The 16481-nt window shown below is 73.3% G+C and carries 16 protein-coding genes; 5 read left to right on the forward strand and 11 right to left on the reverse strand.

The annotated features are described in order from the left end of the window. Positions 1–211: 211 nt before the first annotated feature. Positions 212–997: an SDR family NAD(P)-dependent oxidoreductase gene (locus ACFVGO_RS11235; protein WP_380350765.1), complete on the reverse strand. Its 786-nt coding sequence runs from the start codon at positions 995–997 to the stop codon at positions 212–214. 157 nt (positions 998–1154) lie between these two features. Between ACFVGO_RS11235 and ACFVGO_RS11240 the strand changes: the two genes are divergently transcribed. Beyond that, positions 1155–1790: a TetR/AcrR family transcriptional regulator gene (locus ACFVGO_RS11240; RefSeq protein WP_380350763.1), complete on the forward strand. Its 636-nt coding sequence runs from the start codon at positions 1155–1157 to the stop codon at positions 1788–1790. Between the two features lie 103 nt (positions 1791–1893). Here the strand turns inward: ACFVGO_RS11240 and ACFVGO_RS11245 are convergent, their stop codons facing one another. The 7 genes from ACFVGO_RS11245 to ACFVGO_RS11275 form a co-directional block, all read right to left on the reverse strand. Beyond that, a complete protein-coding gene (locus ACFVGO_RS11245) occupies positions 1894–2886 on the reverse strand; it encodes a phospholipase (RefSeq protein ID WP_380631408.1) in 993 nt (330 codons plus the stop codon). A 123-nt stretch (positions 2887–3009) separates the two neighbouring features. Continuing rightward, positions 3010–4380: a (5-formylfuran-3-yl)methyl phosphate synthase gene (locus ACFVGO_RS11250; protein ID WP_380350761.1), complete on the reverse strand. Its 1371-nt coding sequence runs from the start codon at positions 4378–4380 to the stop codon at positions 3010–3012. A gap of 178 nt (positions 4381–4558) precedes the next feature. Next, the gene (locus ACFVGO_RS11255) at positions 4559–5143 is read right to left on the reverse strand and encodes a hypothetical protein (protein WP_359899007.1); all 585 of its coding nucleotides are present in this window, start codon (positions 5141–5143) and stop codon (positions 4559–4561) included. Next, positions 5143–6534 carry a hypothetical protein gene (locus ACFVGO_RS11260; protein ID WP_380631409.1) on the reverse strand — a complete coding sequence of 464 codons (1392 nt, stop codon included), beginning with the start codon at positions 6532–6534 and terminating at the stop codon, positions 5143–5145. Before ACFVGO_RS11260 ends, ACFVGO_RS11255 begins: the two co-directional genes overlap by 1 nt. Beyond that, positions 6531–7340: an ABC transporter ATP-binding protein gene (locus tag ACFVGO_RS11265; RefSeq protein ID WP_359899003.1), complete on the reverse strand. Its 810-nt coding sequence runs from the start codon at positions 7338–7340 to the stop codon at positions 6531–6533. The genes ACFVGO_RS11260 and ACFVGO_RS11265 overlap by 4 nt, the downstream gene beginning before the upstream one ends. Before the next feature lie 46 nt (positions 7341–7386). Beyond that, positions 7387–8214, reverse strand: coding sequence for a zf-HC2 domain-containing protein (locus ACFVGO_RS11270; RefSeq protein WP_380631410.1), 828 nt, complete (start codon positions 8212–8214; stop codon positions 7387–7389). Further along, positions 8211–8714 (reverse strand): RNA polymerase sigma factor, encoded by a 504-nt coding sequence (locus ACFVGO_RS11275; RefSeq protein ID WP_097234875.1) that lies wholly within the window; start codon positions 8712–8714, stop codon positions 8211–8213. The genes ACFVGO_RS11270 and ACFVGO_RS11275 overlap by 4 nt, the downstream gene beginning before the upstream one ends. A 227-nt stretch (positions 8715–8941) precedes the next feature. On the opposite strand from ACFVGO_RS11275, the gene ACFVGO_RS11280 reads away from it, so the two are divergent. The 3 genes from ACFVGO_RS11280 to ACFVGO_RS11290 all read left to right on the forward strand — a co-directional run bounded on the left by ACFVGO_RS11280 (position 8942) and on the right by ACFVGO_RS11290 (position 12009). Further along, the gene (locus tag ACFVGO_RS11280; RefSeq protein ID WP_380350754.1) at positions 8942–9496 is read left to right on the forward strand and encodes a TetR/AcrR family transcriptional regulator; all 555 of its coding nucleotides are present in this window, start codon (positions 8942–8944) and stop codon (positions 9494–9496) included. 230 nt (positions 9497–9726) lie between these two features. Further along, positions 9727–10764, forward strand: coding sequence for an agmatine deiminase family protein (locus tag ACFVGO_RS11285; protein ID WP_359898996.1), 1038 nt, complete (start codon positions 9727–9729; stop codon positions 10762–10764). A gap of 84 nt (positions 10765–10848) precedes the next feature. Further along, positions 10849–12009, forward strand: coding sequence for an agmatine deiminase family protein (locus ACFVGO_RS11290; RefSeq protein WP_359898994.1), 1161 nt, complete (start codon positions 10849–10851; stop codon positions 12007–12009). A 94-nt stretch (positions 12010–12103) separates the two neighbouring features. Here ACFVGO_RS11290 and ACFVGO_RS11295 read toward each other — a convergent pair whose 3' ends face one another. Next, the gene (locus ACFVGO_RS11295) at positions 12104–13291 is read right to left on the reverse strand and encodes an agmatine deiminase family protein (RefSeq protein WP_359898992.1); all 1188 of its coding nucleotides are present in this window, start codon (positions 13289–13291) and stop codon (positions 12104–12106) included. Between the two features lie 142 nt (positions 13292–13433). Between ACFVGO_RS11295 and ACFVGO_RS11300 the strand changes: the two genes are divergently transcribed. Further along, entirely contained in the window at positions 13434–14102 is a 669-nt protein-coding gene (locus ACFVGO_RS11300; RefSeq protein ID WP_359898990.1) for a TetR/AcrR family transcriptional regulator, read from the forward strand. A 108-nt stretch (positions 14103–14210) separates the two neighbouring features. Here the strand turns inward: ACFVGO_RS11300 and ACFVGO_RS11305 are convergent, their stop codons facing one another. Together ACFVGO_RS11305 and ACFVGO_RS11310 are read right to left on the reverse strand one after the other, a co-directional pair. Further along, positions 14211–15392 (reverse strand): agmatine deiminase family protein, encoded by a 1182-nt coding sequence (locus ACFVGO_RS11305; protein WP_380631411.1) that lies wholly within the window; start codon positions 15390–15392, stop codon positions 14211–14213. Between the two features lie 133 nt (positions 15393–15525). Next, complete coding sequence (locus ACFVGO_RS11310; RefSeq protein WP_380350748.1) at positions 15526–16440, reverse strand: DUF4436 family protein; 915 nt, start codon at positions 16438–16440, stop codon at positions 15526–15528. Positions 16441–16481 lie beyond the last annotated feature (41 nt).

The raw sequence follows: 16481 nt of genomic DNA on the forward strand, positions 1-16481 counted from the left end.
TGTTTCCAGCTTATCAGATGTTTTCCGCTCCGTTTTCCGGAGTTTCATTCATTCGATTCGCTTTCGCCTTTCGGCGCTCCCGAACTCTATCAGAGCTTTTCGGTCCGTTTTCCCCGGTCATTCTCGAATTACTATTCGAGCTTGTTCCGAGGGGCCGTCCCGTGGGGCAACCCGGAGAACACTACTCCCCTCCGGGGCGGAGACCAAATGCTCAGACCGCCGGGCTCGGCCGGGTGACCCGCTCGGCGACCGCAACCGTGGCGCGTCGCGGCAGGAGCCGGGGTGCCAGGGTCCCGAGACGGTTGAGGAAGCCGTCGACGACGCTCGGCCGCCCCTTCTCCAGCGCCGCCAGCGTGGTGGCGACGACCTGCTCGGGCCGTCGGCGGATGCCCACAGCGGCCTGCTCGCCGGCGACGTCGAAGAAGGGGGTGTCGGTGGCACCGGGGCAGATCGCCAGGGCGCGGACGTTGCTGCCGCGGAGTTCGTTCGCCAGGGCTTCGGTGAAGGAAAGCACGTACGCCTTGGTCGCGCCGTAGACGGCCATCCGGGGAATCGGCTGGAATGCGGCCGTACTCGCCACGTTGACCACCGCGCCCCGGCCGCGCTCGACCATGCCGGGCAGCAGCCGGGCGGTCAGGTCGGTGAGCGTGGCGCAGTTGAGCTGCACCTCCTCGGCCATCCTCGTCGGATCGCTCGTGGCGACGGCGCCGAAGGTCGCGAAGCCGGCGTTGTTGATCAGGACGTCGACCGTCACCTCCAGCTTCTCGACGCGGTCCTGCAGCTCCGCGGCGGCGCCGGGGCGGGCGAGGTCGAGCGGGACGACGTGCACGGTGACGCCGTGCGCCGCTGTCAGCTCCTGCTGGAGGCGGTTCAGCTTGTCCTCGCTGCGGGCGACGACGACGAGGTCCGACCCGCGGGCGGCGAGCTCGCGGGCGAAGGCGGCCCCGATGCCGGTGGACGCTCCCGTGATCAGGGTGGTCTTGCGGGCGAAGTCCATGACTCTCCTCGATACGACGGGGTGCGGTTGTGGTTGGCGGCTGGCGGTTGGCGCTCGGCAGTCGGCGGTCGGCGAACACCCGGGTCCGCTCCACGGGCCCCAATGTAGACACCGACAACAATGTTGTCAATGACTACATGCTCGTATGCTGATGCCCATGCGAACGGGCCACTACCACCACGGAGACCTCCGCGCCGCGCTACTGGAACGCGCCGAACAGACCCTGCGCGAGCAGGGCGCCGACGCGCTGTCCCTGCGCGAGCTCGCCCGCTCGCTCGACGTGAGCCACGCCGCGCCCAGTCGCCACTTCAAGGACCGGCGCGCCCTGCTCGACGCCCTCGCGCTCGCCGGCGTCCAGCGGCTCACCGCCGCGGCCCGCAGCGGTCTCGCCAGGAGCGGGGACGGCTTCCGCGAGCGGGCCTTCGCCGTCGCCCGCGCGTACGTCGACTTCGCCGCCGACCACGGCGCACTGCTGGAGCTGGCCTTCGCCCGCAAGCACGACCCCGCCGTGACGGACGGACTGGAGCTCGCCTGGCAGCCGCTGAAGGACGACCTCCGCGCGCTCATCGCCCTCGGCCAGGCCCAGGGGCTGATCCGGGCCGGCGACGCCGACCGGATCGGCGCCATCCTCTTCACCGCCGTCCACGGCGTGGCCGCCCAGACCGCGAGCGGTCGGCTCTCCGGCCCGGCCCTGGACGAGGTCTTCGACGACCTGCTCACCCACCTGCTCCGCGGCCTGGCGCCGGGCACCGACGACGAACCGCTGGCCGCGCCCGCCGCCCCGACCTGCTGACCGCCGCCCAGCGGCTGCCACCCCACCGGCTGTCACCCCGCCAAAGAGCGGCCGACCGCACCCGGCCTGCGCCGAGTGCGGTCGGGTCGGGCCGGGCCGTCTCCTACTTGAACAGGCGGTCGCCGCTGGTGGCCATGCGGTGGGTGCCGCTGTGGCGGTTCACCCAGTCCTTGACCAGGTTGACGGCGTTGGCGCACTGCCAGCTGTTGTCGTACTCCCGCACGCCGGTGAAGGCGCCGTAGCCGGCGATGATGCCGTCCACCTGCGCGTCGCCCAGCAGCTTGTCGACGTACCAGGGGTCGTTGTAGGTGGTCGTCCAGGAGAGGGTGGCCGCGAGTCGTCCGGCGGCCCGGTCGGCGGCTCCCTTCTTCAGTTCCGCGCAGGTGTTGTAGGTGGCCTCCGTGCAGTTGCCGAAGCCCTTGGTGATGTCGCTGTCGCCGTAGTCCATCGCCCGGCGGCCGGCCGGGAAGCCGGCGCCGGACTTGGCGAAGGCGCTCTGCACCTGGTCGCGGGTACCGGTCGTGGTGATGCCCTCCAGCGGGCCGAGCCTGCCCTCCAGGCTCTTCCAGCCCCGGCCGCCGGCGTCCGGGGTGCTGCCGCCGTGGTACTCGTAGAAGCCGTAGAGCACCTGGATGCCGGCGGCCGTCAGCTGCTGGGCCTTGTCGCGCAGTCCGGCGACGCTGCAGGTGCGGTTGGGCTCCTCGCCGCAGTAGTTGGGGTCCTTGATGTCCAGCCAGACCAGCGACAGCCGGCGTCCCGCGTCGGCGTTGGAGACGATGCGGTCGAGCATGCTGTCGAAGCTGGGGCCGAGCCGGTTCTCGCCGGCCGAGGAACAGTCGTGGTAGGCGCGCCACTCGTTCGGGTTCCACCAGGCGCAGACGTCGATCTCGATGGCGTTGGCGCCGTGGTTGATCGCGGCGTCCACGCCGTCCAGGGTGTCGACCCGGTGCGCGATGGCGTAGATCGGGTGACGCTGGTCGGCGGCGGCCGCCGCCGGGGTGGTGCCGAGCGCGGTGGCGCCGACGATCCCGCACAGCGCCGCCGCCAGTGCCGGGAGGGTTCGCGAGCGGGCGCCGCGCCTGGGGTGAGTGGCCAAGGGGAACACTCCTTATTGTTGGTGTACTGACAGGACGATCCCACCAACTGCGCCTCGGCGTACGGCGAACGGGCGATGAACGGCATCCGGGGGACTCGGCCAGGACACCGGAACGGTCGTCCGTCAGCCGAGCGGCGCCAGCACCCCGTGGTCGTCGGAGGAGTACGCGTCGAGGCCGGGGTGGCGCTTGAGCAGGTCCGCCACGTCGTCGAGCGCCCCGGGCTGCTCCGTCATCCGCCGCGGCACCACCAGCCGGCCGCCCTGCTCGGGCGGGACCAGCCCGCCCACCAGGGTGCGGCGGACGGTCCGCTCGTGCCGGGTGCCCCGGCCGGTGCTCCCGTACGGGTCTCGGGCCAGGGCGCTGACGCCGCCGCGGGCGGAGAGCTGGTCGAGCTCCGGGACCAGCCGCCAGACCTGCTGGGCGTGGTGGCTCTGCACCGAGCCGGCCAGGTTCGCCTCCAGGCCGTGGGCGTGGCACAGCTCCACGAAGAACCGGATCTCCTCCAGCGAGAGGATTCCGGCCCTGGCCAGACCGTGCCGGTCGGTGTCGTGGCGGTCGAGGTCCGCGAGCTCCGGGCTGCCGGCGGTGGAGACCAGTCCGATCCGGGCGACCTTCAGCAGGATGCTGGTGTCCACCATGATCGCGTCGGCACCGGCCGCGGCGCTGGCCTCGACCACCGCGCGGATCGCCTCCCGGTCGGTGCGACGGCCCGGCGTCAGGCCGTGACTCCGGTGGGCGAAGGGCTCGTTGACGGCCACGAAACCGGTGGGCGCCTCCGCCGGCAGGGCGCCGGACGCCCTCAGCCCGGCCAGGTCCGGCCGCCGGCCGTCGAAGAGCGGCCCGCCGTGCACGTCGAGCAGCGCGTCCGCGTATTCGGCGAGGTCGAACGCCCCGGGCGTGGACGGCGCGCACGGGTAGTACTCCCGCAGGCCCACCAGGGCGCGCCGCACCTGCGGCAGCGTCTTGCGGGCGTCCCACAGGTCGAGGTCCTGAGCGAACAGTACGGACATCACCCGGGTGTGCGACAACTGCTCGCTCCGGCGCAGCGTCGCCGTGATCTCGCCGAGCACCTCGGCCAGTTCACCGGTCCGCATGCCGTCCAGGCCGACCTTGACGATCCCGCAGGGATGCACCCGGGTGCCCATCGCCAGGGCGACTCCGAGGGCGGCCTGCGCCGCCTTGCCGACCTGCTCGTACGCCGACTTGGGCAGGGCCAGGCCGTTCTCCGCGCGCCGGAACAGCAGCTGGTCCTCACCGATGTTGGTGCTCAACTGGACCGGGAGGTCCCGCCGGGCGGCCAGCACCGCGTCCGCGATGTCCATGATCCGGCGCGGCTTGATGGTCCCGAGCGCGCTGCGCGGATCCTCGCTGTCGATGATCCGCGCACCGCCGAGGACCGCCTCCCGCGCCTCCTGCGGGTCGAAGACGCTGACCAGCAGCCGTCGATCCGCTCCGACCGCGCCGGGTATGCCGGACATTCCGATGGTCGACACCGTTCCCCCTCCGAAAGCTGACGCTCGTTTCGGGGGTCAGTCTTGACCGCCGGGGGACCCCTGCCGACCGATCGACAATCGGCCACCACTCGAAGGAGTGAAGATCCTTGACATTCCCCCTCCGCGACCTGCGCCCGCTCGCCCGAGGACCTCGCCGAACTCGCGGGCGGGCCCTGGGTCAGCGCCTCGGGCCGACAGCGGCGTACAGCGCGCCGCCGGTCACCAGCAGCGCCACCGCGGTCCAGGTGGACGCCTCCGTGCCGGGGGGAAAGGTCATCCAGCCGAAGGCCTTCCCCACGGTGGTGGGCGGCAGCGGCGGGACGAGGACGGCGAACGCCAGCCAGCCGGTCGGCAGGACCCAGGCCAGGTGCGCCCCGCAGAGCACCGCCCCGAGCGCGGCCAGGCCGACCAGGCCCGCGCTGTCCCGGACGACGACCTCGGTGGGGACGAACGTCGGGCCCACCGCCTGGACCGCCAGCAGCGCCGCACCGGCGGCCGCGCCGATCAGCACCGTGTGCGCGGCCCGGCGGGGCGCCCAGCGGATCGCGGCCGTCCGGTCCAGTGCGAGGTCCTGTCCGCCGAGCCCGACGGAGCCGGCCGCCACGCCCGCGGTGAGCAGGTAGAACGCGGTCGGGTCCATCGCATCCGTCGCGCCCGTGCCGTAGCCCCGGGTGAGGGCCCACACCGCCAGCGCGACGAGCACGACCGCGGCGGCCGAGGCGGGCACCTGCCGTGAACGCGCGTACAGCGTCAGCCACCTCATCACGACACACCTCCCACCGGCACCTCGCGCAGCCTTGCCGTGCAGGAGAGGGCTGCGGTGCGCAGCTCGGCGATCCGCGAGCGCTGCTCGGCGGGCGCCATCCCCTTCAGCTCCTGCCAGAGGGCGTCGGCGTCCGCCCATGCCCTGCGCGAGAACGCGTCGGTGTCCTGCTCCGCCATCGGCCGGAGGGCGGGGTCACCGAGGGCCCAGCTCACGACGGCGCTCTGGAGGGCGACGTCGTTCTGTGACCCGCCCTCCCGGGAGGTGCGGGCGTGGCAGCTCGGTGCCAGCCCCTGGGCGACCAGTGCGCGGGTCAGGTCGTTGCCGGTCGCATCGATGAACAGCTGATCGTCGAAGTCGACCAGCACCACGTCGGCGGGGAGCGAGCGGGGATCGCCGAGCGCGCGCAGCGCGGTGTCCTCCCGTACCGAGGTCGGCGCCTTGTCGCCCAGGGACTCGTGCAGCACGCGCAGCGCCTCCCGGCCGCGCGGCGCGAGCTCGGCCAGGTGCGAGCGGCTGGCCTCGGTCACGCACACCGGTCCGTCGCACACCATGGCCGCGGCGGCCTTGTCGACGACGTAGCTGTCGCGCGCGGCGGCCGGCAGGACCAGCAGGGCCACGGCGGCGCCGGCCAGGACGGGGGCCACCGCGAGCAGCCGGGCCCGGCGGGTGGCGGCCGCCAGCAGCGCGAGGCCGGTGGCGAGCAGGCCGAGCAGCCAGACCGTCTGGCCGAGGTGGACGGAGTCGGAGAGGGTCAGCAGCATCTGCCGCGGGTCCGCGGTCACCGGGGACAGCAGGCCGATCCGGTTCGACGTCCTGCTCTCCGGCACCTCCCCTTCGATCCGTATCCGCAGCATGCCTGTCACCGCGAGGCAGGCCACCACCAGGGCGGGCGGGGTGAGGACGGAGGGCAGCGTCCGCGCGACGCCCATGGCGAACACGGCGGCCGCGACGAGGCCCAGGACCGCCACCAGCGAGATCGGCAGCCAGCCGAGGCCCATGTAGGTGGTCGGGCCGAACGCCACCTGCGCTCCGCCCACGACGACGAGGAGGCCGAAGCCCACCGCCAGCGCGAGCGCGATCGCACCCGCCGGCAGCGCCGCACGGCGCCAGGCCGGCAGCGGCGTGGTCGTCAGCAGTTCGGTCATCCGCGAGCGGGGCTCACGCAGCCCGTACACCGCCCCGATGCCGACCACGAGCGGCAGCCAGAAGGCCAGCAGGGAACGGGTCCACATGGCCATGGTGGTCCACTGGGCCGTCCACCCGGCGGTGCCCCTCGACCAGATTCCGTCGTACAGGAGGAAGACCGCCAGGCTGCCGCCCAGGACGACGGCTCCGGCCCACGGGGCGGCCGAGCGCTTCAGTTCGGTTCGCAGCACACGTCGGTTCACCAGGCGCTCCCCTGCTGTCCGGAGGTGCGGAGCAGCGCCGAGTAGCCGCGCTCCAGGGGGCTGTCGCCGGGGTGCTCGGTGCTGCCCGCGGCGGCCAGTTCGTCCGGCGTGCCCTGGAAGACGAGGCGGCCGTCGGCGAACAGGACCACGTCGGAGCAGGCCGCGGCGACGTCCTCGACCAGGTGGGTGGAGACGACCACGCAGGTGTCGCGGCCCAGGTCGTGCAGCAGCTCGCGGAAGCGCAGCCGCTGTGCCGGGTCGAGGCCGGCCGTCGGCTCGTCCAGCAGCAGCACCGCCGGGGAGTTGACGATGGCCTGGGCGATGCCGGCCCGCCGCACCATGCCGCCGGAGAGGGTCTTCATCCGGTGGTCGGCGCGGTCGGCCAGGCCCACCCGTTCCACGGCGCGCTGGACGGCCTCGGGGACGTCCTTCTTCGGGACCTCCTTCAACCAGGCCATGTACTCGACGAACTCGCGCACCGTGAAGCGCTTGTAGTAGCCGAAGTCCTGCGGGAGGTAGCCGATGCGGCGGCGCAGGGCCCGGTGGTCGCCCGCCCGGCCCAGGGAGGTGCCGAGCATCTCCAGTTCGCCCTCGGTGGGGCGCAGCACCGTGGCCAGGGTCCGGATCAGGGTGGTCTTCCCCGCCCCGTTGGGCCCCAGGAGGCCGTGGGCGCCGATGCCCAGGGAGAGGTCGAGGCCGTCGACGGCCATCTTGTTCCGTCCGACGCGGACCTTCAGTCCGTCGGCCCGGATCTCCCAGGCGTAGGTCTTCGGCGCGGTGTCGGCCGCGCTCGTCACGGGTGTCATGCGGTGGTCCCTTTCGATGGTGGACGTTCGAGGGTGGACATGGGTTTCACAGCGTCGAGTACGCGTCCCTGCGGGCGATCACGGCGCCGGCGCCGAGCGCGAGGAGCAGCCCCCACAGGGGCAACCGGTCCGGTTGCAGGGCCAGTTGCAGGACGGAGGGGACGCGGCCGGTGAGCGACGCGGGGGCCAGGACGACGGCGCCCCAGGCGAGCGCCAGCCCGACGGCGGCGCGGGTCACCCCGACCACGCTGCCCAGTGCCAGGGCGGTGGAGGTGAAGGCCAGGGAGGGCAGCAGCCACTGCGCGGCCGTCATGGTCCCGGTCAGCCATCCCCCCAGCAGCAGCGGGGGCAGGACCACCACGAGGACCGCGGTGGTGCGCCTGAGCAGCAGGGGCAGACCGGCCCGGGCGGTCGAGGCGGTCAGTTCGTGTGCCGGGTCCAGGCCGCTGGACCACGACGCGGCGACGCCGCACAGCGGCAGCACCGGCGCGATCAGCGACACCAGTGAGGCGCCGCCGAAGCGCTCCGCCGGCGCGACCGCGTCCAGCAGCAGCGCCAGCAGGGTGACGACGGCGGTCATGGCCAGCCACGGGGTCATCACCGGCGTCAGCCAGGACGACACCCATCCCGGCCGGTGCCTCCGCGGGGCCACTGCGGCCGCCGCGTCCAACTGCGGTTCCAGGCCGGCCCGGACGGTGTCGACGAGCGCGGCGATGCCGGGCACCCCGGTGGCCACGGAGGCCGCCAGCCGGCTCCGGCAGGGCGCGCAGGTCTCCAGGTGGGCCTCCAGTGCCCAGACCGTGTCCGCCGGGATCGTCGTGTCGCCACGTGCGTAGTCGTCGATCAACTGCCTGGACGCGTGTTCCCTGCTCATGCGAGTGCCTCCCGCATCGCGATCCGGGCCCGACGGGCACGGGTCTTGACCGTGCCTTCGGGCAGTCTGAGCAGGACGGCGGTCTCGCGGACGGAGAGCCCGTCGAGCACCGTGGCCTGCAGTACCTCGCGGAGTTCCGGCGCCAGCCGTCTCAGGGCGTCGCCGACGTCGCCGCCGACGGTCCCGGCGAGCGCCTCCTCCTCGGCCGCGGGCACCACGGCCCGCTCGGCCGCGGCGACCGGCGGTTCGGCGTGGTGGGCGCGGCGCCGGAACGCGTCGACGAGGCGGCGTGCCGCGATCGTCCACAGCCACCCGACGGCCGTCCCGCCGACCGCGCTCCCGGCGAACGCGCCGGCCGCGCGCCACACCGCGAGATAGGTCTCCTGCATGACTTCGGCGACGATCTGCTCGTCCGCGCAGCGGCGGCGCAGCCGCACCGCCAGCCATGGCGACGTACGCCGGTACAGCTCGTCGAACGCCCCGCGGTCTCCCCTGGCCACCAGCCGGAGGAGGCGCTCCTCGTCCACCTCGTCCAGTGCTCTCCTGCGTGATCTCACACCAGCCAGACGCGAGATCCGGCGCCCGGGTTCTGGATCCGGCGTGACCTGCGCCACATTCCGCGCCCGGGCCGCCGGCTCCGGCTGATCGGTCGGTCAGCCGGAGGGCGGGACCGGCGCCCGCGCCGCCGGTAAGGTGGTGGATCGTGGCCAGTCGTAAAACGTCGATCATGGAAGCAGCGGCGCGGGTGATCGCGCGGCGCGGGGTGCGCGGACTGCGGGTGGAGGAGCTCGCGGCCGAGGCGGGTGTGTCCACCGCGCTGATCTACTACCACTTCAAGGACCGTACGGGGATCCTCCGGCAGACGCTGGAGTTCATCAACGACCGGGCGGAGCGGTACACGACCGAACGTGCCGAGGACGCCCCGCCGCTGACGCCCCGCGAGGAGTTGGAGCAGACGCTGCTGCTGGAGCTCCAGGACACCCCGGAGGTGCGGGAGAACAGCACCGCCTGGGGCGAGCTGCGGGCGAGCGCGGTGTTCGACGAGACGCTGCGCGAGGACCTGGCGCGGGCCACCCGGATCTGGGTGCAGGAGGTCGCGGAACTGCTCGGCGACGTGCGGCCGATGGCCTCCGCGGTCGCGCTGGCCGGCGCGGCGGAGCGGCTGACCGCGCTGCTGGAGGGGCTGAGCACGCGCTGGCTCAGCGGCAGCCTGCCGCTGGCGCACGCCCGCACCCTGCTGACCGAGGCGATCGAGGTCGAGGTGGCCCGGCTCGGGTCCTGAGCCGTACGGACCGCGCAGGGCTTGTCACGCTGCGCGGGGAGCCCGTCAAGGATGCGTTATGGCGCGCCCATGAGTTTGACTGAACTTTCAGTCAGTGCGAGCCTGAAGCCGCAGGAAGGGTGCTGCCGCCGGCCCGTCCCCGTGGTGCGCCACCGCGTCGCGGCGCGAAGAGTGGGATCCGGCGGCCCTCGGCGCCCTTCCCGGCACCGTCGCACGATCTGGAGACCCTCATGACCCACTACCCCGACGACCGCTCCACCGGGCCGTACCCCTGGGTGCCGGCGGACGACGTCCCGCACGCGCGGACCTGGATGTCCTGGCCCTCCCGCAGGGGCGTGTGGGGACTGCGCCTGGGCGGCGTCCAGGAGGACATCGCCCTGATCGCCCGCACGATCGCCGAGTTCGAGCCGGTGGTGATGTGCGCCCCCGACGACTGGACCGCCGGCAAGGCCCGGTCCCGGTGCGGCTCCGGGGTGGAGGTGATCACCGCCATCCCCACCGACGACCTGTGGATGCGCGACACCGCGCCGGTGTTCCGCCGGGACGGGTACGGCGGCCTGGACGCCGTGATCCTCAACTTCAACGGCTGGGGCAACAAGCAGGTGCACCACGACGACGCCCGGGTCGCCGAGCGCCTCGCCGCCCGCCGCGGCCTGCGCCACACCTACGCGGACTTCGTCGGCGAGGGCGGCGCGATCGAGACCGACGGCGACGGCACGGTGATGGCCACCGAGAGCAGCCTGGTCAACAAGAACCGCAACCGCGGCATGAGCCGGGCCGAGATCGAGGAGTCCGTCCTGGAGGCCTACGGCGCGGACACCATGATCTGGCTGCCGGGCATCAGGGGCGAGGACATCACCGACGACCACGTGGACGTCACCTCCCGGTTCGTCCGCCCCGGCGTGGTGATGGTGCAGCTGCCGCCGGCGGACCGCAACGACTCCTGGGCACGGGACGCCCGCGAGCAGTTCGCGATCCTCTCCGCCGCCACCGACGCCCGGGGCCGCCGCCTGCACGTCATCCCGGTGCACGGCCCGGACACCGTCCGCTCCCGCAGCTCCAAGTTCGTCGACTCCTACCTCAACTTCGTCCTCGTCAACGGGGGCGTCATCACCGCCGAGTTCGGCGACGCGTACAAGGACGCCGCCGCCCGGGAGACGCTCGCCGCGGCCTTCCCCGGCCGCGAGGTGGTGCAGATCGACGTCGACCGCCTGATGGCCGGCGGCGGCGGCATCCACTGCTCGACCATGCACGAACCGCTGCCGTAGCCACCGGGCGGCCCGCGTCGCAGCCGCGGCCGCCGCACCGCACATCCTGTCCACCGCACCGACCACCACAGCCGGAGTGCCCGCATGTCCCCTGCCCTGTCCCGCCGTACCCTGATGCGCCGCCTCGCCGGTGTCGGCGCCGGTGTCGGCGCCCTCACCCTCGGCCTCACCGCCTGCGACCCCAACGGCATCGAGGACGGCGCCACCCTGCCGCCCCCGCAGCCCGGCGGCACCCCCGGTGTGCGCCGCTTCGGCGCCGAGTGGGAGAAGCACCTGCGCACCGTGATGTCCTGGCCGGCCTCCGAGAACATCTGGGGCGAGCAGCTGCCGGACGTCCGCCGGGACGTCGCCGGCCTGGCCCAGGCCATCGCGGCGCGCGAACCGGTCGTGCTGATGGCCCGCCCCGAGCAGCAGGACGCCGCCCGGAAGGCCTGCGGCTCGGCCGTCGAGGTGGTGCCGATCGCCGTCGACGACCTGTGGGCCCGGGACACCCTGCCGGTGTTCGTCGAGGAGGGCGGCACGGTCAAGGGCGTCGACTTCAACTTCAACGGCTGGGGCGGCAAGCAGCAGCGCGGCAACGACGCCAAGGTCGCCCGGACGGTACTGGCCAAGTACGGCGTGGAGCGGGTCGAGACCCGGCTGGTCGCCGAGGGCGGCTCCTTCGAGACCGACGGCCAGGGCACCCTGATGGTGACCGAGAGCTCCGTCGTCAACGACAACCGCAACCCGGGCATGACCCGGGACCAGGTCGAGGCCGAGCTGAAGCGGGTCCTCGGCGTGAGCAAGGTGATCTGGCTGGCGGGCGTCAAGGGCAAGGACATCACCGACGCCCACGTCGACTGCCTGACCCGCTTCGCCGCCCCCGGCGTCGTCCTGCTCGACCAGGCCTTCCCCGGCACCCCGCCGGACGTCTGGTCCCGCTCGGCCGACCAGGCCCGCGCCGTCTTCAAGGACGCCACCGACGCGACCGGCCGCAAGCTCCAGGTGGTGGAGCTCCAGCAGCCGGACCCGGACCGGATCACCGGGCGCGGTGACGCCTTCGTCTCCTCGTACATGAACTTCTACATCGGCACGAAGGGCGTCTACCTGCCGAAGTTCGGCGATGCCAGGGCCGACGACCGGGCCCAGCAGATCATGAAGCAGTACTTCCCGGGCAGGGAGATCGTGCCGGTCAAGATCGACGCGATCGCGGCCGGCGGCGGTGGCATCCACTGCGCCACCCACGACATCCCCGCCCTGGGCTGAGCGGGCGGCGGGCCGGCTCCCCGGGTCGTCCCGGAGGGTCGGCCCGGCGCCCGGGGCCGGGTCCGGTCGGCGGGCCGGACCCGGCCCCGCCTCGTCACGCCGCGGGCTGCTGCTGGGTGACGCAGTGGATCCCGCCGCCGCCCGCGCCCAGGCTGTCGATGTTCAGCTGTTCGACGGTGCGGCCGGGGAACATCCGGGCCAGGGCGGCCCGGGCGGCACTGTCGGCCTTGGTGTCGCCGAACTGCGCCGCGATCACCGCGTTGTTGCACAGGTAGTAGTTGGCGTAGGAGCCGACGAAGTTGGGGTCGGTCGAGCGGATCAGGTTGTAGTCGGGCCCCTGGATCTGGCTGACCCCGAACGGAGTTCCCTGGGCGCTGGTGGAGGTGGTCAGGATCCGGTACTGCTGCCGTGCGTCGTTCGACCAGGCGTCGGTGTCGCTCGCCAGCGGCATCTGCACCGCGGCCGTCCCCGCGCCGAGGAAGCGGGAGGTGGCGTCCACGTGGTCGTCGGTGATGTCCTGGCCGGCGACACCGTTGAACCAGATCACCTTGGTGGCGCCGTAGGCGGCGCACATCGCGCTCTCGACCGCGGCCTGGGACATGCCGGGGTTGCGGTTGGCGTTGAGGATGCTGCTCCGGGTGGCCATCAGCGTCCCGGCCGCGTCCGTCTCGATGGCGCCGCCCTCGGCGACCAGCCCGGCGGCGGTGAACGGCAGGCCGAGGTAGGCGGCGACGCGCCCGGCGACCAGGGCGTCGTTGCCGTGCGGGTTCTGGTGGTTGCCCCAGCCGTTGAAGTTGAGGCCGATCGTGTCCAGGCCGCCCGCGCCGTCGGTGCGGAAGACCGGGCCGGTGTCGCGCATCCAGCAGTCGTCGACCGGGACGTCCCCGATGACGGTGACGGTCGAGCCGCACATCGACCGCGCCTTGGCCACACTGGCCGGGTTGGCGCACATGGTGACCGGCTCGTACTTCGCGATGGTTCTGGCGATGAGGGCGATGTTCGACTGGACACCGCCGAGCTTGTTGCGCCAGATGGTGCTGCTGTCCGGCCAGGCCATCCAGGTGCGGGTGTGCCGGACGGTGTCCAGCGGCACCCGGAAGCCCGCGGCGAGGCCGGCGCCGGCGGCGGCACCCGTGGCGGTGCGGCGGTGCGCCGCCTGGGCCGGCCCGCCGGTCGCGGCCGTCAGCGCGGTGCCGGCGACGACGATCCCGGCGGCCGTCAGGAACCGGCGGCGGCCAAGCCCCTCCGCGGCCGTCGTCTCGGTTCTGGAGCGGTCGTCCATCACTGCCTCCATGTCAACGTCCGCTGCTTGTGCAGCAGTTGACCGAAAAGGTAAAACTGGCCAAGCGCTCGGTCAATACTTTGCGCAGCCATCGTTCCCGATGCGCCCCTGCGGCACTCCCCCGGTCGTTACAGTGACGGCCATGGCGACACAGGCGACAGGCACGGCCGCACGAACGGCCTCCGCGGCGGGCGGCCCCGGCCGGACCCGCGCTTCCGCCAAGGGCGAGCAGACCCGGGCCCGGCTGATCGCCGCGGCCCGCACCCTGCTCGCGGGCGACGGCGCCGGGCGGTTCACCACCCGCAACGTGGCCGCGCTGTGCGGGGTCTCGCACGGGATGTGCCACTACCACTTCGCGGACCGCACCGACCTGATCGTCGCGGTCGTGGCGGACATCCGGCCCGAGTGGATCACGCCGCTGGAGGAGGCGGTCGCCGGTCCCGGCGGCTACGCCGAGCGCTCCGAGCGGGTCCTGACGCTGCTCACCCGGCCCGAGAGCCCCGACCTGGCCCGACTGCACGCCGCCCTGCACTGGCTCGCCCTCAACGACGAACGCGTCCGCGCGAGCCTGGAGGCCGAGTACGCGCGCTGGCGGGCCTCCTTCGTGGGCCTGTTCCGCTGCCTGCTGGAGGAACGCGGCGACGGCGGCGACCCGGTCCCGCTCGGGGAGGCCTTCGCCGCCGCCGTGGACGGACTCGCCGCCATCGGGTCGCTGGACGGGACGGTGGACGCCGAGCGGGTGCTGCGGACCCTGCTGGAATCGCTGTCGTCCACCCCCCGGCCGTCCACCCCCCGGCCGTCCGGCGCCTGACGGTCCGCGGAGGGACCGTACGCCGCCCGGACCCGCGTCACCCGACCGTCCGGAGCCCGACCCGCGCGGCCCGCCCCCGCGCCGCCCGACCCTCCGCAGCCCGACCGGTCACGGGGTGGAGCCGGGCGCCACGGGCTGCTGCTGGGTGGCGCAGTGGATGCCCCCGCCGCCCGAGGCGATGTGGTTGATGCCGACCTGGGTGACCTTGCGGCCCGGGTGGAGATCGCCGAGGATGCCGGCCGCCCGGTCGTCGGTGGCCTGGTCCCCGAAGCGCGGGACGATGACGCCGCCGTTGCAGACGTAGTAGTTGATGTACGTGGCCAGGAAGTCCTTGCCCGCGCCCGGGATCAGGGCGGTGTCGGGCTCGGGGAGGTCGACCACCTTGAGCGTGCGGCCCTGGGCGTCCGTCTCCGTCTGCAGCACCTGCAGCGCCTGCGCGGAGGCGGTGGTCCAGACGTCCGGCGGGGCGTCGGCGGCGGGACGGTGCAGGACCACGGTGCCCGGCTCGGCGAAGCGGGCGAGGGCGTCGACGTGGCAGTCGGTGATGTCCTGCCCGGCGACGCCCTGGAACCAGATCACCTTCTCGACGCCGATCAGGTCCTTGAGGCTCGCCTCGATCTGGTCGCGGGACTTGCCGGGGTTGCGGTTGCCGTTGACCCAGGAGCTCTCGGTGGCCATCAGCGTCCCCTCGCCGTCCACCTCGATGCCGCCGCCCTCGCCGGTGATCGGCGCCTGGATGCGGGTGATGCGGTAGTGGTCGAGGAGGTAGCGGGCGACCAGGCTGTCATTGGCGTGGGTCTGCTTGTCGCCCCAGCCGTTGAAGTTGAAGTCGACCCCGGCCAGCCCCTGCGGGCCGGTGACGAAGGTCGGGCCGGTGTCCCGGGCCCACAGGTCGTCGACCTTCAGTTCGAGCACCTCGACCGAGGAGCCGACGGCCTGCCGGGCCTGGGCCGCCTGGTCGGGGCGGGCCAGCAGGACGACCGGTTCGAAGCCGGCGATCGCCTGGGCCAGCCCCGCGATGTCCTGCCGGACCCCGGGCAGCTGGTCGCCCCACACCTCCTCCAGCGCCGGCCAGGCCATGAAGGTGCGGGTGTGCGGGCCGGACTCGGCCGGCATGGCCCACCCCCCGGCCGCCGGGCTCGTGGACGGGGCCGCGCCCGAAGCCGTACCGCTCCTGTCGGACTGCTCCTCCGATCCGCCGTCGGAGGAGCAGCCACCGGCCAGGGCCAGCGCGGCGAGCGCGGCCCCGGACCGCAGGAGCGAGCGGCGGGACGGCCGGGGGTGAGCCATGGGGCCTCGTTCCGGTTGGTGTCGGGGTTCGGCTCCGCAGGCTACTGACCGGAAGGTCAGATTCCGGCGCGGCACGCACCCGCCGTTCGGGGGAATCCGCTCACGGCCCCTCGGCCCTCTCTTTCGGATCACGTCAGGCGGCCGCCTCCCGCTCGCGGCGCAGCCGGTGCTCGGTGCGGATGCCGGACCAGGCGGTGCAGGCCAGGCTGGCGGCGATGACGCCCTCGGCCCAGAAGAACGCCACGTAGTCGATCAGTGATCCGATCGGCGGCGACCCGGGGGCCGCGTTGCGCATGCCGATCAGGGCGAACAGGCTCGCCGCCATCCAGCCCAGGGAGGGCCAGACCAGCCCCTCGCGCTTGCGGTACAGCACCTCGGCGGCGCCGAGGACGGCCAGGGCGATGGCCCACATGGCCGCGATCATGAACCAGGAGAGGATGAAGGTGCTGCGGGACCGGGTGATCCGCGCCTCCAGGGTCACGGCACCGGAGCTCGCGGTGGTGACCTGCGGGCGCAGGACGAAGAACGGGTCGGTGTCGGTGAGGACCAGGCCGACCGGCACGGCCGCGCCCCCGCTGGTGGCGGTGAAGCCGGCCTCGGTGCGGTAGCGGTCGAACGGGTAGTCCGTCTTGGTGCCGTCGTACGTCCCCACCTGGACGAGCTGGGACGCCGCGGCCTCCCCCTCGGCCGCCCGGATGGTCACCCTGGGGGTGCCGGTGACGGTGATCTCGACGGGGCGGGCGAAGGTCTGGGAGTCCGGCCCGGCGGCGAACCTGCCGTGCGGGACGGGCGTGACGTAGAGGGTCAGCTGCTGGGCGGTCGGGTCCACGTCCTGGGCGGTGACGTCCAGTTCGATCCAGTCGGGCGTCGACGGGATCGCGAGTTCCCTGGTCTGTTCGCGGGTGTCGCGCTCGTTGAGGTACAGCCCGATCCCCGACCCGCAGAGGGTGATGACCACCGCCAGGACGGCGGCGAACCGCCAACGGCGGCGGGGGGCTCGGTGCGCGGCCCGGTCGGTCGCGCTGGTGTCGTCGGTGGTGACCTGCACGGTCGTCCTTCCTGCGGCGGTGGCGCCGGGCCGGCAGGTTC

It is taken from the genome of Kitasatospora sp. NPDC057738, from assembly GCF_042798815.1.
GTDB lineage: Bacteria > Actinomycetota > Actinomycetes > Streptomycetales > Streptomycetaceae > Kitasatospora > Kitasatospora lactacystinica.